Genomic DNA, 18,859 nt, shown 5'->3' on the forward strand with positions numbered 1-18,859 from the left:
GATGAGGAGTTGAGAATGAGTAATCAGATTGATTTAGTACTTCCGAACCTATACGCAGAATTCTTGAGCAAAATCGACAAAGCAGGAGAGTTGGTAATAGAGAATACAGGCATCACCTTATACTCAAGACTAGATTTGCTAGAAAGAAACTCCACCTACCAAATAGAAGAGTGGGAACCAGATTTTTTCCTGATTGGGCAAGATGGGGATGTCGCTTTTTTTATAAAGAAAGATTCTGACGACACTATTTATATGAATGATTTGGGGGCATTAGGTTCACTGGAAATGAAACCCATATCTTTGAATATTTTCGAGTTTGTGCAACAAGCGAGTGAACATTATGATGATATCTTCTAATCATTGCAAGTGTTGTTATTTTGTCGTACGCGTGTGTGGAAGACATTTTTATGAAATCATTTGAACATTTTGATTAATGTTACTAAATTTTTAGTAAATGATAATGATTTGGAGAGTGAACAATGAATTTTGATGAGAGTTTACAGCAATACATTTATGAGCATGAGGGAGTGACCTTTGTTTGGGACGAAGAGCCTGATTGTGACTTTATAGATAAAGTTGAACTGTTATCAAAAAATTATCAGGAAAATCTCAATAGAATTATCAACTTCATGCTAGCTGATCTTAAGGAAATGTATGGAGAAGTCAGCGAGGAAGATGTGAAGAACAAGCTGGGGAAACCTATCATTGACTACAATCAAGGAACAGTTAGTTATTGTGAGCAAACCTTCGATGACTGGCACCTATTTGAGTTTGAATTTTGGGATGATCAATTTGAAACATTGAAATGTTTTTCTGTTAATGGGTAAAGGAGAGATTTATGGAATTCCCCCAATGCCTTGATTTTCTTTGTAGAAAACGTATACAAGAAAGGCTTTTCAAAATGCGTGCTTTATGTTATAATATTCACAAATAAAAGTTTTAGGAGTTTTTTATGGTCTCTTCAGAATTTATCTCAAAGATTGAATTTGCTTGCAAGAAGAAAGAAAGTCTTTATAGTCAAAGCAAATTCAAGTATGCGATTCGTTCCATGTTTGCAGGTGCCTTTCTTACATTTAGTACGGCTGCAGGTGCAGTTGGTGCTGACTTGATTAATAAAATCGCACCCGGTAGTGGACGATTCCTCTTCCCATTCGTTTTTGCTTGGGGATTGGCCTACATTGTTTTCTTGAATGCTGAGTTGGTAACTTCAAATATGATGTTTTTGACAGCTGGTAGTTTCTTGAAAAAAATCTCTTGGAGAAAAACAGCTGAGATTTTACTTTACTGTACCTTGTTCAACCTCATCGGAGCTTTGATAGCAGGTTGGGGCTTTGCCCATTCAGCAGCCTACGCAAATCTGACACATGACAGCTTCATTTCAGGGGTTGTTGAGATGAAATTAGGTCGTTCAAATGAACTCGTCTTGCTTGAAGGGATTCTAGCAAACGTCTTTGTAAACATTGCTATTCTTTCCTTTGTTTTGGTCAAAGACGGTGGCGCCAAACTTTGGCTTGTCTTATCAGCAATTTATATGTTTGTATTCTTAACAAACGAACACATTGCTGCGAACTTTGCTTCTTTTGCGATTGTTAAGTTCAGTGTTGCAGCTGATTCAATTGCTAACTTTGACATACCTAATATTCTTCGTCACTGGGGTGTAACCTTTATTGGGAACTTCATTGGGGGCGGTCTCTTAATGGGCTTGCCATACGCCTTCCTCAATAAAAACGAAGATACTTATGTAGATTAAAGAAATGAGCACGAGTGAATCGTGCTTTTTTGTTTGATGTGTAAGACTAGTCATAGTTGTTTCTTATATCAAAATATAGAAAAACGGTATTGGAAAAGGCTAGCCCAAGATGATACAATATCCCTAATGAAGCTATTTGGAGGTCGTCATATGACTCGTGATTTTAAATTTGAAACTCTACAATTACATGCTGGGCAAGTAGTTGATCCAGCGACTAAGTCTCGTGCAGTACCGATTTATCAAACAACATCCTTCGTTTTTGATGACACGCAGGAAGGTGCAGATCTGTTTGCCTTGAGAAAACCAGGGAATATCTATACCCGTATCACAAATCCTACAACAGCAGCCTTTGAGGAAAGAATCGCTGCTCTTGAAGGTGGTGTTGGAGCACTAGCGACAGCATCAGGTATGGCAGCTGTAACCTATACTATTTTGGCGCTTGCTCATGCAGGTGACCATGTAGTGGCAGCGTCCACTATTTATGGTGGGACCTTCAACCTCTTGAAGGAAACCCTTCCTCGTTATGGGATTACAACAACCTTTGTCGATGTGGATAATTTGGAAGAAGTGGAAGCAGCTATCAATGACAATACCAAGCTTGTCTTGATTGAAACCTTGGGGAATCCCTTGATTAACATTCCTGACTTGGAAAAATTGGCTGAGATTGCGCATAAACACCAGATTCCTCTCGTTTCGGACAATACTTTTGCCACACCGTATTTGATTAACGTCTTCTCTCACGGTGTAGATATTGCCATTCACTCAGCAACTAAGTTTATCGGTGGACATGGTACGACTATTGGAGGAGTGATTGTCGATAGTGGTCGTTTTGACTGGGCAGCTTCAGGGAAATTCCCTCAATTTGTTGAGGAAGACCCAAGTTACCATAACTTGAGCTATACTCGTGATGTGGGTGCAGCAGCTTTTATTATCGCTGTTCGTGTTCAATTGCTTCGTGATACAGGAGCAGCCTTGTCACCATTTAATGCCTTTCTCTTGCTCCAAGGACTTGAAACTCTCTCTCTTCGTGTGGAACGCCATGTGCAAAATGCAGAGAAAATTGTTGATTTCCTTGTCAACCATCCTAAGGTAGAGAAGGTAAATTATCCAAAACTAGCTGACAGTCCATATCATGCCTTGGCTGAGAAATATTTGCCAAAAGGTGTGGGTTCAATCTTTACCTTCCATGTTAAAGGTGGAGAGGCAGAAGCTCGCAAGGTCATTGATAATTTGGAAATCTTTTCTGACCTTGCAAACGTAGCAGATGCTAAATCGCTTGTTGTCCATCCTGCGACAACCACTCACGGTCAGTTGTCAGAAAAAGATCTAGAAGCAGCAGGTGTCACACCCAACCAAATCCGCTTGTCTATCGGTCTTGAAAATGTAGAGGATTTGATTGAAGATTTGCGCTTGGCCTTGGAAAAAATTTAAAGAAAAAGAAGATAGACAGTGGGTTTCGACTCACTGTTTTTGATTTTCCCTCAGGCATGATATAATGGTTACAGAAGTCTAGAAAGAGGAACGATATGAACGAAATCAAATGTCCCAACTGTGGGGAAGTCTTTACAGTAAATGAAAGTCAGTATGCCGAACTTTTATCCCAAGTGAGAACTGCCGAGTTTGATAAGGAATTACACGATCGGATGAAGCAGGAGCTGGCCTTGGCTGAGCAAAAGGCTATGAATGAGCAACAGTCTAAACTAGCTCAAAAAGACCAAGAAATCGCGCAATTACAAAGTCAAATCCAAAACTTTGATACAGAGAAAGAACTGGCTAAGAAAGAGGTTGAACAGACAAGTCATGAGGCCTTATTAGCAAAGGACAAGGAAGTGCAGGCCTTGGAAAACCAACTGGCTACCTTGCGTTTGGAGCATGAAAATCAGCTGCAAAAGACCCTTTCTGACCTTGAAAAAGAACGTGATCAGGTTAAAAATCAGCTCCTCTTGCAAGAAAAAGAAAATGAATTATCTTTGGCTTCTGTTAAGCAGAATTACGAAGCCCAGCTCAAGGCAGCCAGTGAACAAGTTGAGTTTTATAAGAATTTCAAAGCTCAACAATCTACAAAAGCGATTGGGGAAAGTTTGGAACAGTATGCAGAGAGTGAATTTAACAAGGTTCGTAGTTTTGCCTTTCCAAATGCCTACTTTGAGAAGGATAATAAGGTCTCTGCGCGTGGGTCTAAAGGGGACTTTATCTTCCGTGATTTTGATGAAAATGGGCTAGATTTCATCTCCATCATGTTTGAGATGAAAAATGAAGCCGATGGAACTGAGAAGAAGCATAAGAATGCTGATTTCTACAAAGAGTTGGATAAGGACCGTCGGGAGAAGAACTGTGAGTATGCAGTTTTGGTAAGTATGCTTGAGGCTGACAATGATTACTTCAATACTGGAATTGTTGACGTCAGCCACGAGTATGAGAAAATGTACGTCGTCCGTCCCCAGTTCTTTATCCAGTTGATTGGGCTTTTGCGAAATGCTGCGCTCAATTCTCTTAAATACAAGCAAGAGCTAGCCTTGGTTCGGGAGCAGAATATCGATATTACCCATTTTGAGGAAGATTTGGATGCCTTCAAAGTAGCCTTTGCCAAGAACTACAACTCAGCTTCGACCAACTTTAGTAAAGCAATCGATGAAATCGATAAGGCTATTAAGCGTATGGAAGAGGTCAAGAAGTTCCTTACTACATCTGAAAACCAACTCCGCCTCGCTAATAACAAATTGGAAGATGTTTCAGTTAAAAAATTGACCCGAAAAAACCCAACTATGAAAGCGAAGTTCGAAGCGCTGAAGGGGGAGTAGTATTACCTTAGAAACAGGAATTTATATGAAAAGAGCTATAGAAATTATTAGAACATGGTCAGCTGATAAAATAGAATTAATTTTTCTTAAAATTATATTTAAATATTTGCTGTATTTTTTAGTGTTTTCAACAGTAATGGTTTATGTCTATATTTTTAACCATTCATCGACCACTTACACAAAGGTATTAACAATATTTCTTGTCCTTCTTATATTGTTTATTCTTCTATCTAAACTATTACTTGATAAGGCTTTAATTGATATTTTATTTGAAGATATCAATTTAACAAAGTATCAAGAAATAGTTGCTAGAGCTGAGAAAAATTCTTTATATAGGAATGTTCAGATTCTTCCAAAATATTTGGCAAATGCAAGAGTATCCTTTTATAGAGGACACTTCCAAGATAGTTTAGAATTGCTGAATAAAATAAAAAATAGTAATCTAAAAAAATCCAAAAATCTGTACTATGTATTTAATATCAAGTATTATAGCATTCTAAACTCGGTTCATTTGAATGATTGTTTAGAATTGAGAGAATTGATGATAGAAATTGAAGTACTAACAAGCAATGTTCAATCGCAAATTTTAAAATATCAGGAAGAAATTTTGAGTTTAAAGGCTATTGTTGATATCTATTGTAATAAAATATCAAACGACTATTTCGACACTGCGGAACCAGAAAATAGATTAGCTCGAATCATGTTCTCTTATTATGGAGCACTCAACGCTCAATTAAAAGGAGATGAAACTCGTGCTCGTAGTTTGTTTGAAAGCATAGCCCATGAAAATCCAGAGCTTTTCTATGTTCAGAAAGCGAAGAAATATTTAGAAAAAACTGATATAAGTTCGTAACTTGCGTTACTTATGTTGAAGTACACAAACAGGATAATAAGACTATTCAACAGTTAAAACTACTAATGAGACGGGATTGTGGAAGGTATATCATGGAGAACAGGTATTAAAATCGGAGAAAGAAGTTGTTGCTATCGCTTTTGGCTTTGGAGTCTTGATAGCGATTCTAGTAATTGTGAGCGCCTTTTTATATTTAAGTTCTACAATGGAGGATAATGATGAAAGAAATATTAAATAACTATTCGTTGAAAATATCTGGATTTGAAATTCCAAAATTATATAATTTGACAAAAATAGTATACATTTGTTTATTTCCTATAGTTTTTCTAGCATTTATAGGCATGGTTGTTGAATTATTTAAAGGTGGGGAAATGAATTTTATGAAATTCATTACTTATACGGTAGTATGTTTTGGGTTTGAGACACTGCTTTCATTAAATAATAAACTGGTTAAATTAGCTGTAGATAATATCTTTTTGACGGATATTAATTTCGACAAGCACATAAGTTATTATCGTTATGTGGCTGAACACTCAGTCAAGTCTCAACAACTGTTTAATAATGCAAATTGTTTACTAGCTATTGCCCAAGCGTCATATTACCAAGGAAAGTTTGAAGAAACACTTGATAATTTGGAACGAATAAATTTTGAGGATAAAAATTTTAATAAGAAATTTGAGATCCAATTATCCATAGCTTACTTTAAGATTCTTTCTCTAATCCATGCTGATAAAACAGAAGAAATTTCGAACCAAATCGATATGTTAGCTACATTAAAAGTTCGAACAAATTCTCAGGTTACTAGGCAGACGAATGCAATAAACATAATACAAGCTATAGAGGATCTTGTTTTAAATAAAATATCAAACGACTACTTCGACACTGCCGAACCAGAAAATAAGTTAGCTCGAATCATGTTTTCTTATTATGGAGCTCTCAATGCCCAATTAAAAGGAGATGAAGCTCGTGCCCGTAGTTTGTTTGAAAGCATTGCTCATGAAAATCCAGAGCTTTTCTATGTTAAGGAAGCGAAGAAATATTTAGAATTAGTGAAATGAGAGTAATATATGAAATTAATTGAAAAAATAGTAAGTAGGGCGACAGAAAACACTCTTTTACAAATAGAGACTGTTATTCTAATTAGTTCAGCTGTAGCACTAGCTATTGGAGCAGTAGGAGTTTTTTTAGAACACCAACCTGAAACAAAAAGGTGGGGGTTAATACTTGCTTTACTGATGTTGTTTGTAGCTATCTGGAGTTTATATCTACGTTTTGTCCTAAACAAAGTTATTTATCTAATGTTAAACGATGCTATTAATCTTAAGCTCTATGTAGACATGTTCAGGGTTCAATCAGAAAAGTCTATTAAGCCCTTTAGGGCAACATATCGTGAGTATTACCAATTTATCCAAGGTCAAGTGGCTTATCTAAAAGGAGATTTTCAATCTGCCAAGGAAAATATGTCCAAGTATAATTTGAAAAAAATTTGGGGTAGATTAAGAGACTATACATTTTTAATATCAACCTATGAACTATTAAAAGTTTCCATCCATCTTCAAGATGCGCAAGATATTGCTTTCTTTGAGGAACAATTGTCCAAGGCGCCAGATTCGAAAGATGGGAAAGCTAAACTAATCGCCCAAACTCAAGCCATAAAAGATATTGTGTTTAATCAAGAAGTGAATGACTACTTCGATACCACAGAACCCGAAAATAAGTTAGCTCGAATCATGTTTTCGTATTACGGAGCTCTCAATGCCCAATTAAAAGGAGACGAAGCTCGTACTCGTAGTTTGTTTGAAAGCATAGCCCATGAAAATCCAGAGCTTTTCTATGTACAGGAAGCTAGGAAGTATTTAGAAAAATGAGCTGATATAGTTTTAAAATCTGTCTAAGATAGAATATGTTGATGTAAAGTGAAAAGGGAATTAGAAAGCAAAAATGAACGGTATTATTAACTTAAAAAAAGAAGTGGGGATGACCTCGCATGATGCGGTTTTTAAACTGCGTAAGATTTTGGGAACCAAGAAAATTGGACATGGTGGGACCTTGGATCCGGATGTAGTGGGTGTTTTGCCGATTGCGGTTGGCAAGGCGACTCGCATGGTCGAGTTCATGCAGGATGAGGGCAAGGTATATGAGGGGGAGATTACTCTCGGTTATTCAACGACAACTGAGGATGCTAGTGGGGAAGTGGTCGCAGAGAGCCCTGTTTTGTCGCCCTTGGATGAAAAGCTTGTCGATGAAGCAATCGCTAGTTTGACTGGGCCTATTACCCAGATTCCGCCTATGTACTCAGCGGTCAAGGTCAATGGTCGTAAGCTCTATGAGTATGCGCGTGCTGAGCAGGAAGTGGAGCGTCCAGAACGTCGGGTGACTATTTATCAATTTGAACGAACAAGTCCGATTTCTTATGAGGGCGAACTTGCACGTTTTACCTTTCGTGTGAAATGTAGTAAGGGGACTTACATCCGTACCTTGTCAGTTGACTTGGGAGAGAAGCTTGGTTATGCGGCCCATATGTCTCACCTAACACGTACTAGTGCAGCTGGTTTGCAGTTAGAAGATGCCTTGACTTTGGACGAAATTGCCGAAAAAGTGGAGGCTGGTCAGCTGGACTTTCTCCACCCTTTAGAGATTGGAACGGGGGATCTTGTCAAAGTTTTCCTAAGTCCAGAAGAGGCTACAGAAGTGCGCTTTGGTCGTTTTATCGAGCTTGATCAGTCGGATAAGGAATTGGCTGCCTTTGAAGGGGATAAATTGCTAGCTATTCTAGAAAAACGGGACAATTTCTACAAACCAAGAAAGGTTTTTAGCTAGTCTAACTGGGTGTAAGTATTAGAATTGTGTTACCCATAATCTATCCAAAATCAGACTATAAATTTTGCAAAAAATGTGATAGAATAGACGACGGATAAAAAAACGGAGGATAGCATGCAAAATAGACCAATCATTATCGGAGTGACAGGTGGTTCTGGTGGTGGTAAGACCAGTGTTTCAAGAGCCATTTTATCTCACTTTCCTGATGAAAAGATTTCCATGATTGAGCATGATTCATACTACAAGGATCAGTCTCACTTGACTTTTGAAGAGCGTGTCAAAACCAACTATGACCATCCATTTGCCTTTGATACAGATTTGATGATCGAGCAGATTAAGGAATTGTTGGCAGGGCGTCCAGTAGACATTCCGACTTATGACTATACAGCGCATACACGGAGCAGCAAGACCTATCGTCAGGATCCTCAAGATGTCTTTATCGTTGAGGGGATTTTGGTCTTGGAGGACAAGCGCTTGCGTGATTTGATGGATATCAAGATTTTTGTGGATACAGATGATGATGTGCGCATTATTCGTCGTATCAAGCGTGATATGGAAGAGCGCGGCCGTAGTTTAGATAGCGTTATTGATCAGTACTTGGGTGTGGTCAAACCTATGTACCACCAGTTCATTGAGCCGACCAAGCGTTATGCCGATATCGTCATTCCTGAGGGAGTCAGCAATACCGTTGCTATCGACCTTTTGACCACCAAAATTGCAAAGATTTTGGAAGAAGCACGAAACAGCAAATAATCAGATGAGGAGGCCATGCCTCCTTTTTCTATTTTTCCTTTAGTTTCAGTAGGAAAAAGGTGATTTTTAAGCATGTTTTTGGTATAATAATACCCATGGAAAAGCAAGAAAATGAATAGTAGGTGGAGATGGAAAAGTATTTATCGGTAACAACTTTGACCAAGTATCTGAAAATGAAATTCGATAAAGACCCATACTTGGAACGGGTCTATTTAACTGGTCAAGTTTCCAACTTTCGTAAACGACCTACTCACCAATATTTCTCCCTAAAAGATGACCGAGCAGTCATTCAAGCGACCATCTGGTCAGGGATTTATCAGAAATTAGGCTTCGACCTCGAAGAAGGAATGAAGATCAATGTGATTGGGCGAGTTCAGGTTTATGAACCGAGCGGGAGCTACTCTATCATCATTGAAAAGGCAGAGCCTGATGGGGTCGGGGCACTTGCGATGCAGTTTGAACAACTCAAGAAAAAACTGACGGAAGAAGGTCTGTTTCAAGAGAGATTCAAGCAACCTCTTCCCCAGTTTGCTAAGCGAATCGGTGTGGTGACTAGTCGTAGTGGAGCTGTTATTCGAGATATTATCACGACCGTTAGTAGGCGCTTTCCTGGTGTTGACATCCTTCTCTATCCGACCAAGGTGCAAGGTGAAGGAGCAGCAGAAGAAATTGCTCGAAATATTTCGTGTGCCAATCAACGGGACGATTTGGATTTGCTCATTATTGGTCGTGGTGGTGGTTCGATCGAGGATCTCTGGGCCTTTAACGAAGAAATTGTGGTACGGGCTATTTTTGAATCTCGTTTGCCAGTTATCTCCAGTGTTGGGCATGAGACGGATGTGACCTTGGCAGACTTTGTAGCCGATCGTCGTGCTGCGACGCCAACAGCTGCTGCTGAATTAGCAACACCCGTGACCAAGTTGGATGTATTGGCTCATTTGCAAAATCAGGAAAAACGGATGGCAACAGCAGTTCAGAATGTCCTGTCAAGAAAAAAAGAAGCTCTGAAAAAATGCAGTCAGTCAGTCATCTTTAGACAGCCAGAGCGCTTGTATGACGGCTATTTGCAACGGTTGGATCAACTGCAACTGCGATTAAAACAAAGTTTGCGAACACGGGTTTCCGATAGCAACCAGCTAGTCCAAGCAAGGACGCATCGACTGGTGCAATTATCACCTGTTACCAAAATCCAACGCTATCAGGACCGACTTGGTCAGTTGGACAAGCTCCTACGCAGCCAGATGGCACTGGTTTATGATGCTAAGGTTGCTGAGGTCAAGCGTCTTTCAGAAGCCTTGCTGATGCTGGATACCAGTCGAATCGTGGCTCGTGGCTATGCTATTGTCAAAAAAGAGGAGTCAGTAGTTGATTCAGTCGAGAGTTTGAAGAAAAAAGACCAAGTAACGCTTTTAATGCGAGATGGTCAAGTAGAATTAGAGGTTAAAGATGTCAAAACAAAAGAAATTTGAGGAAAATCTAGCAGAACTGGAGACCATTGTCCAAAGTTTAGAAAATGGTGAAATCGCTCTGGAAGATGCGATTGCTGCCTTTCAAAAAGGCATGGTCTTGTCAAAAGAGCTCCAAGCGACGCTAGACAAGGCTGAAAAGACCTTGGTCAAGGTCATGCAAGAAGACGGAACAGAAAGTGATTTTGAATGAAGAAGCAAGAAAAATTAGCTCTTGTTGAGTCGGTTTTGGAAGATTTTTATGGAGATCAGCAGTTTGCTTCTAGTTTACGAGAGTCTGTTCTCTATTCCATTCATGCTGGTGGCAAGCGTATTCGTCCTTTTCTCTTGCTAGAAGTTCTGGAAGCCTTGCAAGTCGCTATTAAACCAGCTCACGCGCAGGTGGCTGCGGCCTTGGAAATGATTCATACAGGGAGTCTGATTCACGATGACCTTCCTGCTATGGATGATGATGATTACCGTCGGGGACGTTTGACCAACCATAAGAAATTTGGCGAAGCTATGGCGATTTTGGCAGGAGATGCCTTGTTCCTAGATCCTTATGCCTTAATAGCGCAGGCAGATTTGCCAAGTCAGATCAAGGTGGACTTGATTGCCAACTTATCCCTCGCATCAGGGAGTCTGGGCATGGTGGCAGGGCAGGTTTTAGATATGGAGGGCGAACACCAGCACTTGTCTTTGGACGAACTTCAGACCATTCATGCTAATAAAACTGGAAAATTACTAGCCTATCCTTTCCAAGCAGCTGCTATCATAGCAGAATTAGCACCAGACATCCAAGCAAAATTGAAAACTGTGGGTGAATTGATTGGGCTTGCCTTTCAAGTCAGAGATGATGTGCTGGATGTGACTGCTAGTTTTGAGGAAATCGGCAAGACTCCGCAAAAGGATTTACAGGCAGAAAAGTCGACCTACCCAGCCTTGTTGGGCTTGGAAGAGGCCATTTCCTTTTGTAACCAAACTCTGGATCAAGCCGAGGCTAAATTAGAAGAAATCGCCCAGCAAGTCAGCTTTGAAACAGCGGCGATTGTGAAAGTAGTAGAAAGTTTGAGAATCAATGGCTAAGGAAAGAGTGGATGTACTAGCTTATAAACAGGGCTTGTTTGAAACGCGAGAACAGGCCAAGCGCGGTGTCATGGCTGGTCTGGTTGTGGCTGTGCTTAATGGGGAGCGCTTTGACAAACCAGGAGAGAAAATTCCAGATGATACTGAGCTAAAACTCAAGGGTGAAAAACTCAAGTATGTCAGTCGTGGTGGTTTGAAACTGGAAAAGGCCTTGCAGGTCTTTGATTTGTCAGTGGATGGGGAAACGACGATTGATATTGGGGCCTCTACTGGAGGATTTACTGACGTCATGTTGCAGAATGGTGCCGTGCTTGTCTATGCAGTCGATGTTGGTACCAATCAGTTGGCTTGGAAATTACGCCAAGATCCACGGGTTGTCAGTATGGAGCAGTTTAATTTCCGCTATGCTGAAAAGACTGACTTTGAGCAGGAACCAAGTTTTGCCAGTATTGATGTGAGTTTCATTTCCCTTAGTCTGATCTTACCAGCCTTGCATCGTGTGTTGGCTGAACAAGGTCAGGTGGTAGCACTTGTCAAACCCCAGTTTGAAGCAGGTCGTGAGCAGATTGGGAAGAATGGAATCATTCGCGATGCCAAGGTCCATCAACATGTCCTTGAATCTGTCACTGCTATGGCAGTTGAACAAGGTTTTTCAGTGCTTGGATTAGACTATTCACCAATCCAAGGTGGACATGGAAACATCGAATTTCTGGCATATTTGAAAAAGGAAGAGGGAGCAAGTAATCAAGTTGCCCCTGAAATAGAAAAAGTTGTAGAGAGAGCACATAGAGAATTTAAAGATGAATAAAAAAGAGAGACTTGAAAAAATTAGAAGATTTGTTACGGATTATCAAATCGGAACACAGGAAGAAATCGTTGAGCATTTGAAGGAAGCAGGTATTTCAGCTACTCAAGCGACGGTGTCACGAGATATTAAGGAACTGGGTATTGTAAAAATTCCCTTGAAGAATAATAAATACATCTATGAATTGCCAAAAACAATTGTAAGAAGTTTGCAGTTGGCTGAGAATAACATAGTAGGTTCTGAGCGCATGGGCAATATGATCAATCTGGATGTCATTCCTGGGAATACTGCCTTTGTCAAGAGTCAGCTGATGAATACTTTCTCAGAGAGAATTTTCAACTGTCTGGCAGACGACAACTCAATTTTGATTATCTTGAGAAATGAAGAAGACGCCAAGGAAATGTTTGAACAAGTAAAAAATTGGTAGGTTTATATGTTACTTGAAATTTCGATAAAAAACTTTGCCATTATAGAGGCGATTTCACTCAATTTTGAAAAAGGCATGACAGTCTTAACTGGTGAAACAGGTGCTGGAAAATCGATCATCATCGATGCCATGAACATGATGTTAGGAGCTAGAGCGACTACAGATGTTATTCGTCATGGTGCTCCCAAGGCTGAGATTGAAGGACTTTTTTCTGTTGAGAATAGCCGTTCTTTACAAGAACTCTTTGAAGAGCAAGGGTTGGAGTTGGGGGATGAGATTATCATCCGTCGTGAAATTCTGCAAAATGGTCGTAGTATCAGCCGTGTGAATGGTCAGATGGTTAATCTGTCGGTTTTGCGTGCTATTGGGCAACATCTGGTGGATATTCATGGTCAGCATGACCAAGAAGAGTTAATGCGTCCGCAACTTCATATCCAGATGCTGGATGAATTTGGTGAAGCAGCATTTTTGGAGCTTAAACAAGCCTATCAAACAAGCTTTGACACCTACCGCAAAATGCGTAAACAAGTTCTTGAAGTCAAGAAAAATCAGCAGGAACATAAGGCTCGTATTGAGATGTTGGAATTTCAAATGGCAGAGATTGAGGCTGCAAACTTGCAGGCTGGTGAAGACTTATCTCTCAACCAAGAACGAGATAAACTCCTCAATCATAAAAATATTGCGGATACGCTAACCAATGCCTATACCATGTTGGACAATGAGGAATTCTCCAGTCTTGCTAATGTCCGTTCAGCAATGAATGATATGGAAAGTGTCGAAGAATATGACCCTGAATACCGTGAAATTTCAAGTTCTCTGTCAGAGACCTACTATGTTTTAGAAGATATTACAAAGCGTTTGGAAGATATTATTGAGGACTTGGATTTTGATGGCAATCGCCTTATGCAGGTTGAGAATCGCTTAGATCTTCTGAATACTATTACCCGTAAATACGGCGGGACTGTGGACGATGTCCTGCTTTATTTTGCCAAGATTACGGATGAGTACAATCTCTTGACAGGGAATAACCTTTCTTCCGAAGATATGGAAGCAGAGCTCAAAAAATTGGAAGTCGATCTTGTCGATTTGGCAGGTCAGCTTGCATCTGCTCGCCATGATTTGGCTCAGCAGCTTGAAGCTGAGATTAAGCAGGAATTGCAAGATCTCTATATGGAGAAGGCACAGTTCCAGGTTCGCTTTAGTAAGAGTAAATTCAGTCGTGAAGGAAATGAAGCAGTTGAGTTTTACATTTCTACCAACCCGGGTGAGGACTTTAAACCCTTGGTCAAAGTTGCATCTGGTGGGGAATTATCCCGTCTCATGTTGGCTATCAAGTCTGCCTTTTCTCGCAAAGAAGGTAAGACCAGTATTGTCTTTGATGAGGTAGATACTGGAGTCTCAGGTCGTGTGGCCCAAGCCATTGCTCAAAAGATTCATAAGATTGGTCAGCATGGTCAGGTTTTGGCTATTTCTCACTTACCACAAGTGATTGCCATCGCGGATTATCAATTCTTTATTGAGAAGATTAGTGATGAGCACTCAACGGTGTCGACGGTTCGCCTCTTGACTTTAGAAGAGCGAGTAGAGGAAGTAGCTAAGATGTTGGCTGGGGAGAATGTAACAGAGGCGGCCCTTACTCAAGCCAGAGAATTATTGCAAACGAGGGAGAAATAAATGACAGACTATTATGTAATTGGAGACGTTCACGGAAAAGCAGGGATGCTAGAAGACCTGCTCAAAACCTGGGATGGTCAAACTCAGTTGCTCTTTCTGGGGGATTTGATTGACCGAGGTGAAGACAGTCGTCGTGTCCTAGAAATGGTCAAAGACTTGGTCGACAATCATGGAGCTATCTGTCTATCAGGAAACCACGAGTATATGTTTCTGACTTGGCTCGATGACCCAAAAGAAAGCTATGACCATTATCGTCGCAATGGTGGAGATACAACCATTAACTCAATCCTAGGTCGCCCCTTGGATGCACCAGTTGATGGCGTAGAAGATGCCAAGCGTGTTGCGACTGAAGCGGCAGACTTGGTCGAATTTATTCGTCAAATGCCATTTGTAGTAGAGACAGACAAGTATATCTTTGTTCACGCAGGTATTGATTTAACTTTGGATGATTGGCATGAAACTACAGATTATAAAAAAGTCTGGCTCAGAAAACCATTCCACGAAGCTGAAAATCATACTGGAAAAACTATTGTCTTTGGGCATACACCAGTCTATGGTCTACTAGATCAGAAACCAGGTACTGCTGAGCTTTGGATAACAGAAGATGGCAAGATTGGCATGGATGGAGGAGCTGTCTATGGTGGTGTCCTTCATGGAATCGTCTTTACAGACCAAGGAATGACAGAACACCACTTTATCGAAAATGATGGCTTTATCGCCGAAGATTAGTACTCCTAGCAGGGTATGGTCTTGTCAAAATATTAAAAACAATTTATAATAAATAGATACCCTGAAAGGAAGAGCATCATGAATTTAGAAGAATTAAAGAAACGACAGGAGAAGATCCGTAACTTCTCTATTATCGCCCATATTGACCATGGTAAGTCAACGCTTGCGGACCGCATTTTGGAAAAGACGGAGACGGTTTCTAGTCGTGAAATGCAAGCACAGCTTCTGGATAGTATGGATCTTGAGCGTGAACGTGGGATTACCATTAAGTTGAATGCCATTGAGCTGAATTATACTGCAAAAGATGGGGAAACTTATATTTTTCACTTGATTGACACGCCAGGGCACGTGGACTTTACCTATGAAGTGTCGCGTTCGCTAGCAGCCTGTGAAGGAGCGATTTTGGTGGTTGATGCGGCCCAAGGGATTGAGGCGCAAACTCTTGCCAACGTTTATCTAGCCTTGGACAATGATTTGGAAATCTTGCCAGTCATTAACAAGATTGACCTACCAGCAGCGGATCCAGAGCGCGTACGCACAGAGATTGAGGATGTCATCGGACTGGATGCCAGCGAGGCCGTATTAGCTTCAGCCAAAGCTGGTATTGGTATTGAAGAGATTCTTGAGCAAATCGTAGAGAAAGTTCCTGCACCAACTGGGGATGTAACGGCGCCACTCAAGGCCTTGATTTTCGACTCGGTCTATGATGCTTACCGCGGGGTTATTCTCCAAGTTCGTGTTATGGACGGAGTGGTTAAACCTGGTGATAAGATTCAACTCATGAGCAATAGCAAGACCTTTGATGTCACTGAGGTCGGAATTTTCACACCGAAAGCAGTCGGGCGTGATTTCCTAGCGACTGGTGACGTTGGTTATATTGCGGCTTCCATCAAGACGGTTCAAGACACTCGTGTTGGTGATACAGTGACCCTAGCAAGCAATCCTGCAGCAGAACCACTAGACGGCTACAAGCAAATGAATCCTATGGTCTTTGCAGGTCTTTATCCAATCGAGTCAAACAAGTACAATGACCTTCGTGAAGCCCTAGAAAAATTGCAACTTAACGATGCCAGCCTGCAGTTTGAACCAGAAACATCTAAGGCGCTTGGATTTGGTTTCCGTTGTGGATTCCTGGGCTTGCTGCACATGGACGTTATTCAGGAGCGTTTAGAGCGTGAGTTTAACATCGACCTCATCATGACAGCTCCGTCAGTTATCTATAAGGTTAACCAAACTGACGGTGAGTCTATGGATGTGTCTAACCCCTCTGAATTTCCAGACCCAACTAAGATCGCGACCATTGAAGAACCTTATGTTAAAGCGCAAATCATGGTACCACAGGAGTTTGTTGGTGCAGTAATGGAATTGGCTCAACGTAAGCGTGGTGACTTTGTGACCATGGACTATATTGATGACAATCGTGTGAATGTTATCTATCAAATTCCGCTTGCTGAAATCGTCTTTGACTTCTTTGATAAGCTCAAGTCTTCAACGCGTGGTTATGCAAGTTTTGACTATGAATTGTCAGAGTATCGTCCGTCTAAGCTAGTCAAAATGGATATCCTTCTCAATGGTGATAAGGTCGATGCCCTCAGCTTTATCGTTCATAAGGACTTTGCCTACGAACGTGGAAAACTCATCGTTGATAAGCTCAAGAAAATCATCCCCCGTCAACAGTTTGAGGTGCCAATTCAGGCAGCTATTGGACACAAGATTGTGGCTCGTACTGATATCAAGGCCCTTCGTAAAAATGTACTTGCCAAGTGTTACGGTGGTGACGTTTCTCGTAAACGCAAACTCCTTGAAAAACAAAAAGCTGGTAAGAAACGCATGAAAGCTATCGGATCAGTAGAAGTACCACAAGAAGCCTTCCTCAGCGTCTTGAGCATGGATGAAGAATAGAATTATAAAATAAAACTCTTGAAGATTTTTCAAGAGTTTTTGCTTTAAATGTGAGCTATAAAATCGTAAACTAACTGAATCGATTAGGTTAGAATTTGACAGAAGTCCTTATTTTTCTTATAATGCAGATGGAAAGGTGGTAGGATGAAAAAATTATTAATTTTAGGTACTATAGTTACTGCTAGTGTTTTTCTAGCTTCATGCTCTAATAAATCGCAAACAGCAACCGAAGAAAGTTCGTCTGCAGTTGTTAGTTCTTCTAGAAGTCAGGAAACGAGTAGCTCTAGCTCTGCTGTTTCTGAAGCGAAAAAGGAAGAGACTCAAATCATCGGCTCGAATGAATATGGTTTTGTCAAGGTACCCAAGTCATGGGTTCGATTTCATGAAGTAGAAGGTGGAAATGATATACAGTATAGTGATGGAACAGATATCAACATTGTTACGCTGAATACCTTCAAGGCTGAGCAGTTTAATATCAGCGAGGAAGAATATGCTAAACTGGATATTGTGACTGTCTCATCTAGTATTTTAACTTCCAAAGAACAAAGCTCTGATTTCAGTAAGGTTTGGGGCTCCAAATCGACCATTGGAGGCTATGAAGCCTATGTTGTCAATGCAATTGCTAAATCAGGGAAATACCTCGTTACCTGGGTTTTCCGATCAAATGATGGTAAAATCCGCTATGTTTCACTTGAAGGGGAGGGGGAAACTTTAAAAACAATCTTACCGATGGTTGAAAGTAGCTGGTCAACTACTAAATCTGAATAAATGAAAAAAGAAGATTCTTGGTCTTCTTTTTATTTTTTTTACGAATAGATAGATGAGTAGCAAAAGAAACGGAGTTGCTTATGAAGATTACAAACTATGAGATTTACAAATTAAGAAAAGCAGGGCTGACTAATCAACAGATTTTAACTGTCCTTGAATATGACGAAACTGTAGATCAAGAACTTTTATTAGGAGATATTGCAGAAATCTCTGGTTGCAGAAATCCCGCTGTCTTTATGGAACGCTATTTCCAGATAGATGATGCGCAGTTGGAGAAGGAGTTTCAGAAATTTCCATCCTTTTCTATTCTTGATGACTGTTATCCTTGGGATCTGAGTGAGATTTATGATGCTCCAGCGCTCTTGTTTTATAAGGGAAATCTAGACTTGCTGAAGTTTCCAAAGGTTGCTGTTGTAGGGAGCCGTTCATGTTCTAGTCAGGGAGCAAAGTCGGTTCAGAGAGTCATTCAAGGTTTGGAAAACGAGTTAATTGTGGTCAGTGGTTTGGCTAAAGGGATTGATACGGCTGCCCATATGGCTGCACTCCAGAATGGAGGAAAAACCATTGCTGTGATTGGAACAGGATTGGATGTGTTTTATCCTAAAGCCAATAAACGTTTGCAGGAGTATATTGGCAATGACCATCTGGTTCTCAGTGAATATGGACCTGGCGAGCAACCTCTGAAATTTCATTTTCCAGCTCGAAATCGTATCATAGCAGGACTGTGTCGTGGGGTTATTGTAGCAGAGGCAAGAATGCGTTCAGGCAGTCTCATCACCTGTGAGCGTGCTATGGAGGAAGGGCGCGATGTCTTTGCCATTCCAGGGAACATTTTAGATGGCCATTCAGATGGCTGTCACCACCTAATCCAAGAGGGAGCAAAACTGGTCACCAGTGGTCAAGATGTGCTGGCTGAGTTTGAATTTTAAGGAAAAATTTGTTCACTCAGATAAACTTTTCTTCTATATATAGGAGTTAAGTCTTGACAGCTATAGAAAAATGGTTTACACTTTATAAAGTTTATTACTTTGAAAAGGTGTGATAGT

20 protein-coding genes are annotated in these 18,859 nt (G+C 40.5%); all 20 read left to right on the top strand.

The annotated features are described in order from the left end of the window. Nucleotides 1-15: 15 nt before the first annotated feature. The 20 genes from HT680_RS02970 to dprA all read left to right on the top strand — a co-directional run bounded on the left by HT680_RS02970 (nt 16) and on the right by dprA (nt 18,742). Nucleotides 16-357 carry a hypothetical protein gene (locus HT680_RS02970; protein WP_173258102.1) on the top strand — a complete coding sequence of 114 codons (342 nt, stop codon included), beginning with the start codon at nt 16-18 and terminating at the stop codon, nt 355-357. 122 nt (nt 358-479) lie between these two features. Then, nucleotides 480-827 (top strand): hypothetical protein, encoded by a 348-nt coding sequence (locus tag HT680_RS02975; RefSeq protein WP_173258104.1) that lies wholly within the window; start codon nt 480-482, stop codon nt 825-827. A gap of 125 nt (nt 828-952) precedes the next feature. After that, complete coding sequence (locus tag HT680_RS02980) at nt 953-1,750, top strand: formate/nitrite transporter family protein (protein WP_173258107.1); 798 nt, start codon at nt 953-955, stop codon at nt 1,748-1,750. Nucleotides 1,751-1,900: 150 nt separating this feature from the next. Next, on the top strand, nt 1,901-3,181 hold the full coding sequence (locus HT680_RS02985) for an O-acetylhomoserine aminocarboxypropyltransferase/cysteine synthase family protein (RefSeq protein WP_000196319.1): 1,281 nt from the start codon (nt 1,901-1,903) through the stop codon (nt 3,179-3,181). Between the two features lie 95 nt (nt 3,182-3,276). Then, nucleotides 3,277-4,551 carry a DUF2130 domain-containing protein gene (locus tag HT680_RS02990; RefSeq protein WP_173258109.1) on the top strand — a complete coding sequence of 425 codons (1,275 nt, stop codon included), beginning with the start codon at nt 3,277-3,279 and terminating at the stop codon, nt 4,549-4,551. 25 nt (nt 4,552-4,576) lie between these two features. After that, nucleotides 4,577-5,404, top strand: coding sequence for a hypothetical protein (locus HT680_RS02995; protein ID WP_240146447.1), 828 nt, complete (start codon nt 4,577-4,579; stop codon nt 5,402-5,404). Nucleotides 5,405-5,622: 218 nt separating this feature from the next. Continuing rightward, entirely contained in the window at nt 5,623-6,462 is an 840-nt protein-coding gene (locus tag HT680_RS03000; protein WP_240146448.1) for a hypothetical protein, read from the top strand. Between the two features lie 9 nt (nt 6,463-6,471). After that, nucleotides 6,472-7,272 carry a hypothetical protein gene (locus HT680_RS03005; protein WP_173258113.1) on the top strand — a complete coding sequence of 267 codons (801 nt, stop codon included), beginning with the start codon at nt 6,472-6,474 and terminating at the stop codon, nt 7,270-7,272. A gap of 73 nt (nt 7,273-7,345) precedes the next feature. Then, nucleotides 7,346-8,224, top strand: a complete 879-nt coding sequence (truB, locus tag HT680_RS03010; RefSeq protein WP_173258115.1) for a tRNA pseudouridine(55) synthase TruB — start codon at nt 7,346-7,348, stop codon at nt 8,222-8,224. Nucleotides 8,225-8,338: 114 nt separating this feature from the next. Continuing rightward, entirely contained in the window at nt 8,339-8,977 is a 639-nt protein-coding gene (gene udk, locus HT680_RS03015; protein WP_173258117.1) for a uridine kinase, read from the top strand. Between the two features lie 128 nt (nt 8,978-9,105). Further along, nucleotides 9,106-10,446, top strand: a complete 1,341-nt coding sequence (xseA, locus tag HT680_RS03020; protein ID WP_173258119.1) for an exodeoxyribonuclease VII large subunit — start codon at nt 9,106-9,108, stop codon at nt 10,444-10,446. Beyond that, nucleotides 10,424-10,636: an exodeoxyribonuclease VII small subunit gene (locus HT680_RS03025; protein WP_000043226.1), complete on the top strand. Its 213-nt coding sequence runs from the start codon at nt 10,424-10,426 to the stop codon at nt 10,634-10,636. The genes xseA and HT680_RS03025 overlap by 23 nt, the downstream gene beginning before the upstream one ends. Then, nucleotides 10,633-11,508 carry a polyprenyl synthetase family protein gene (locus tag HT680_RS03030; protein ID WP_173258121.1) on the top strand — a complete coding sequence of 292 codons (876 nt, stop codon included), beginning with the start codon at nt 10,633-10,635 and terminating at the stop codon, nt 11,506-11,508. The genes HT680_RS03025 and HT680_RS03030 overlap by 4 nt, the downstream gene beginning before the upstream one ends. After that, nucleotides 11,501-12,316: a TlyA family RNA methyltransferase gene (locus HT680_RS03035; protein ID WP_173258123.1), complete on the top strand. Its 816-nt coding sequence runs from the start codon at nt 11,501-11,503 to the stop codon at nt 12,314-12,316. Before HT680_RS03030 ends, HT680_RS03035 begins: the two co-directional genes overlap by 8 nt. Continuing rightward, the gene (locus tag HT680_RS03040) at nt 12,309-12,740 is read left to right on the top strand and encodes an arginine repressor (protein WP_001034389.1); all 432 of its coding nucleotides are present in this window, start codon (nt 12,309-12,311) and stop codon (nt 12,738-12,740) included. The genes HT680_RS03035 and HT680_RS03040 overlap by 8 nt, the downstream gene beginning before the upstream one ends. 6 nt (nt 12,741-12,746) lie before the next feature. Continuing rightward, nucleotides 12,747-14,414, top strand: a complete 1,668-nt coding sequence (recN, locus tag HT680_RS03045; RefSeq protein WP_173258125.1) for a DNA repair protein RecN — start codon at nt 12,747-12,749, stop codon at nt 14,412-14,414. Further along, nucleotides 14,415-15,143: a metallophosphoesterase family protein gene (locus tag HT680_RS03050; RefSeq protein WP_173258127.1), complete on the top strand. Its 729-nt coding sequence runs from the start codon at nt 14,415-14,417 to the stop codon at nt 15,141-15,143. It abuts the gene before it with no gap. A 78-nt stretch (nt 15,144-15,221) separates the two neighbouring features. Beyond that, on the top strand, nt 15,222-17,045 hold the full coding sequence (gene lepA / locus HT680_RS03055; protein ID WP_173258129.1) for a translation elongation factor 4: 1,824 nt from the start codon (nt 15,222-15,224) through the stop codon (nt 17,043-17,045). Between the two features lie 144 nt (nt 17,046-17,189). Next, nucleotides 17,190-17,813 carry a hypothetical protein gene (locus tag HT680_RS03060; RefSeq protein ID WP_173258131.1) on the top strand — a complete coding sequence of 208 codons (624 nt, stop codon included), beginning with the start codon at nt 17,190-17,192 and terminating at the stop codon, nt 17,811-17,813. 80 nt (nt 17,814-17,893) lie between these two features. Continuing rightward, a complete protein-coding gene (gene dprA / locus HT680_RS03065) occupies nt 17,894-18,742 on the top strand; it encodes a DNA-processing protein DprA (protein ID WP_049536571.1) in 849 nt (282 codons plus the stop codon). Nucleotides 18,743-18,859: the final 117 nt, after the last annotated feature.

This window comes from Streptococcus sp. 5905, from assembly GCF_013276505.1.
Lineage (GTDB): Bacteria > Bacillota > Bacilli > Lactobacillales > Streptococcaceae > Streptococcus.

What these genes read in the sequence shown, in the direction of transcription:
- HT680_RS03025 (WP_000043226.1), top strand. Translation starts at nt 10,424, where the DNA reads ATGTCAAAACAAAAGAAATTTGAGGAAAATCTAGCAGAACTGGAGACC.
- HT680_RS02970 (WP_173258102.1), top strand. Translation starts at nt 16, where the DNA reads ATGAGTAATCAGATTGATTTAGTACTTCCGAACCTATACGCAGAATTC.
- HT680_RS03040 (WP_001034389.1), top strand. Translation starts at nt 12,309, where the DNA reads ATGAATAAAAAAGAGAGACTTGAAAAAATTAGAAGATTTGTTACGGAT.
- HT680_RS03000 (WP_240146448.1), top strand. Translation starts at nt 5,623, where the DNA reads ATGAAAGAAATATTAAATAACTATTCGTTGAAAATATCTGGATTTGAA.
- HT680_RS02985 (WP_000196319.1), top strand. Translation starts at nt 1,901, where the DNA reads ATGACTCGTGATTTTAAATTTGAAACTCTACAATTACATGCTGGGCAA.
- HT680_RS03060 (WP_173258131.1), top strand. Translation starts at nt 17,190, where the DNA reads ATGAAAAAATTATTAATTTTAGGTACTATAGTTACTGCTAGTGTTTTT.
- truB (WP_173258115.1), top strand. Translation starts at nt 7,346, where the DNA reads ATGAACGGTATTATTAACTTAAAAAAAGAAGTGGGGATGACCTCGCAT.
- HT680_RS02995 (WP_240146447.1), top strand. Translation starts at nt 4,577, where the DNA reads ATGAAAAGAGCTATAGAAATTATTAGAACATGGTCAGCTGATAAAATA.
- recN (WP_173258125.1), top strand. Translation starts at nt 12,747, where the DNA reads ATGTTACTTGAAATTTCGATAAAAAACTTTGCCATTATAGAGGCGATT.
- HT680_RS02975 (WP_173258104.1), top strand. Translation starts at nt 480, where the DNA reads ATGAATTTTGATGAGAGTTTACAGCAATACATTTATGAGCATGAGGGA.
- HT680_RS03030 (WP_173258121.1), top strand. Translation starts at nt 10,633, where the DNA reads ATGAAGAAGCAAGAAAAATTAGCTCTTGTTGAGTCGGTTTTGGAAGAT.
- dprA (WP_049536571.1), top strand. Translation starts at nt 17,894, where the DNA reads ATGAAGATTACAAACTATGAGATTTACAAATTAAGAAAAGCAGGGCTG.
- udk (WP_173258117.1), top strand. Translation starts at nt 8,339, where the DNA reads ATGCAAAATAGACCAATCATTATCGGAGTGACAGGTGGTTCTGGTGGT.
- xseA (WP_173258119.1), top strand. Translation starts at nt 9,106, where the DNA reads ATGGAAAAGTATTTATCGGTAACAACTTTGACCAAGTATCTGAAAATG.
- HT680_RS03050 (WP_173258127.1), top strand. Translation starts at nt 14,415, where the DNA reads ATGACAGACTATTATGTAATTGGAGACGTTCACGGAAAAGCAGGGATG.
- HT680_RS03035 (WP_173258123.1), top strand. Translation starts at nt 11,501, where the DNA reads ATGGCTAAGGAAAGAGTGGATGTACTAGCTTATAAACAGGGCTTGTTT.
- HT680_RS02990 (WP_173258109.1), top strand. Translation starts at nt 3,277, where the DNA reads ATGAACGAAATCAAATGTCCCAACTGTGGGGAAGTCTTTACAGTAAAT.
- lepA (WP_173258129.1), top strand. Translation starts at nt 15,222, where the DNA reads ATGAATTTAGAAGAATTAAAGAAACGACAGGAGAAGATCCGTAACTTC.
- HT680_RS03005 (WP_173258113.1), top strand. Translation starts at nt 6,472, where the DNA reads ATGAAATTAATTGAAAAAATAGTAAGTAGGGCGACAGAAAACACTCTT.
- HT680_RS02980 (WP_173258107.1), top strand. Translation starts at nt 953, where the DNA reads ATGGTCTCTTCAGAATTTATCTCAAAGATTGAATTTGCTTGCAAGAAG.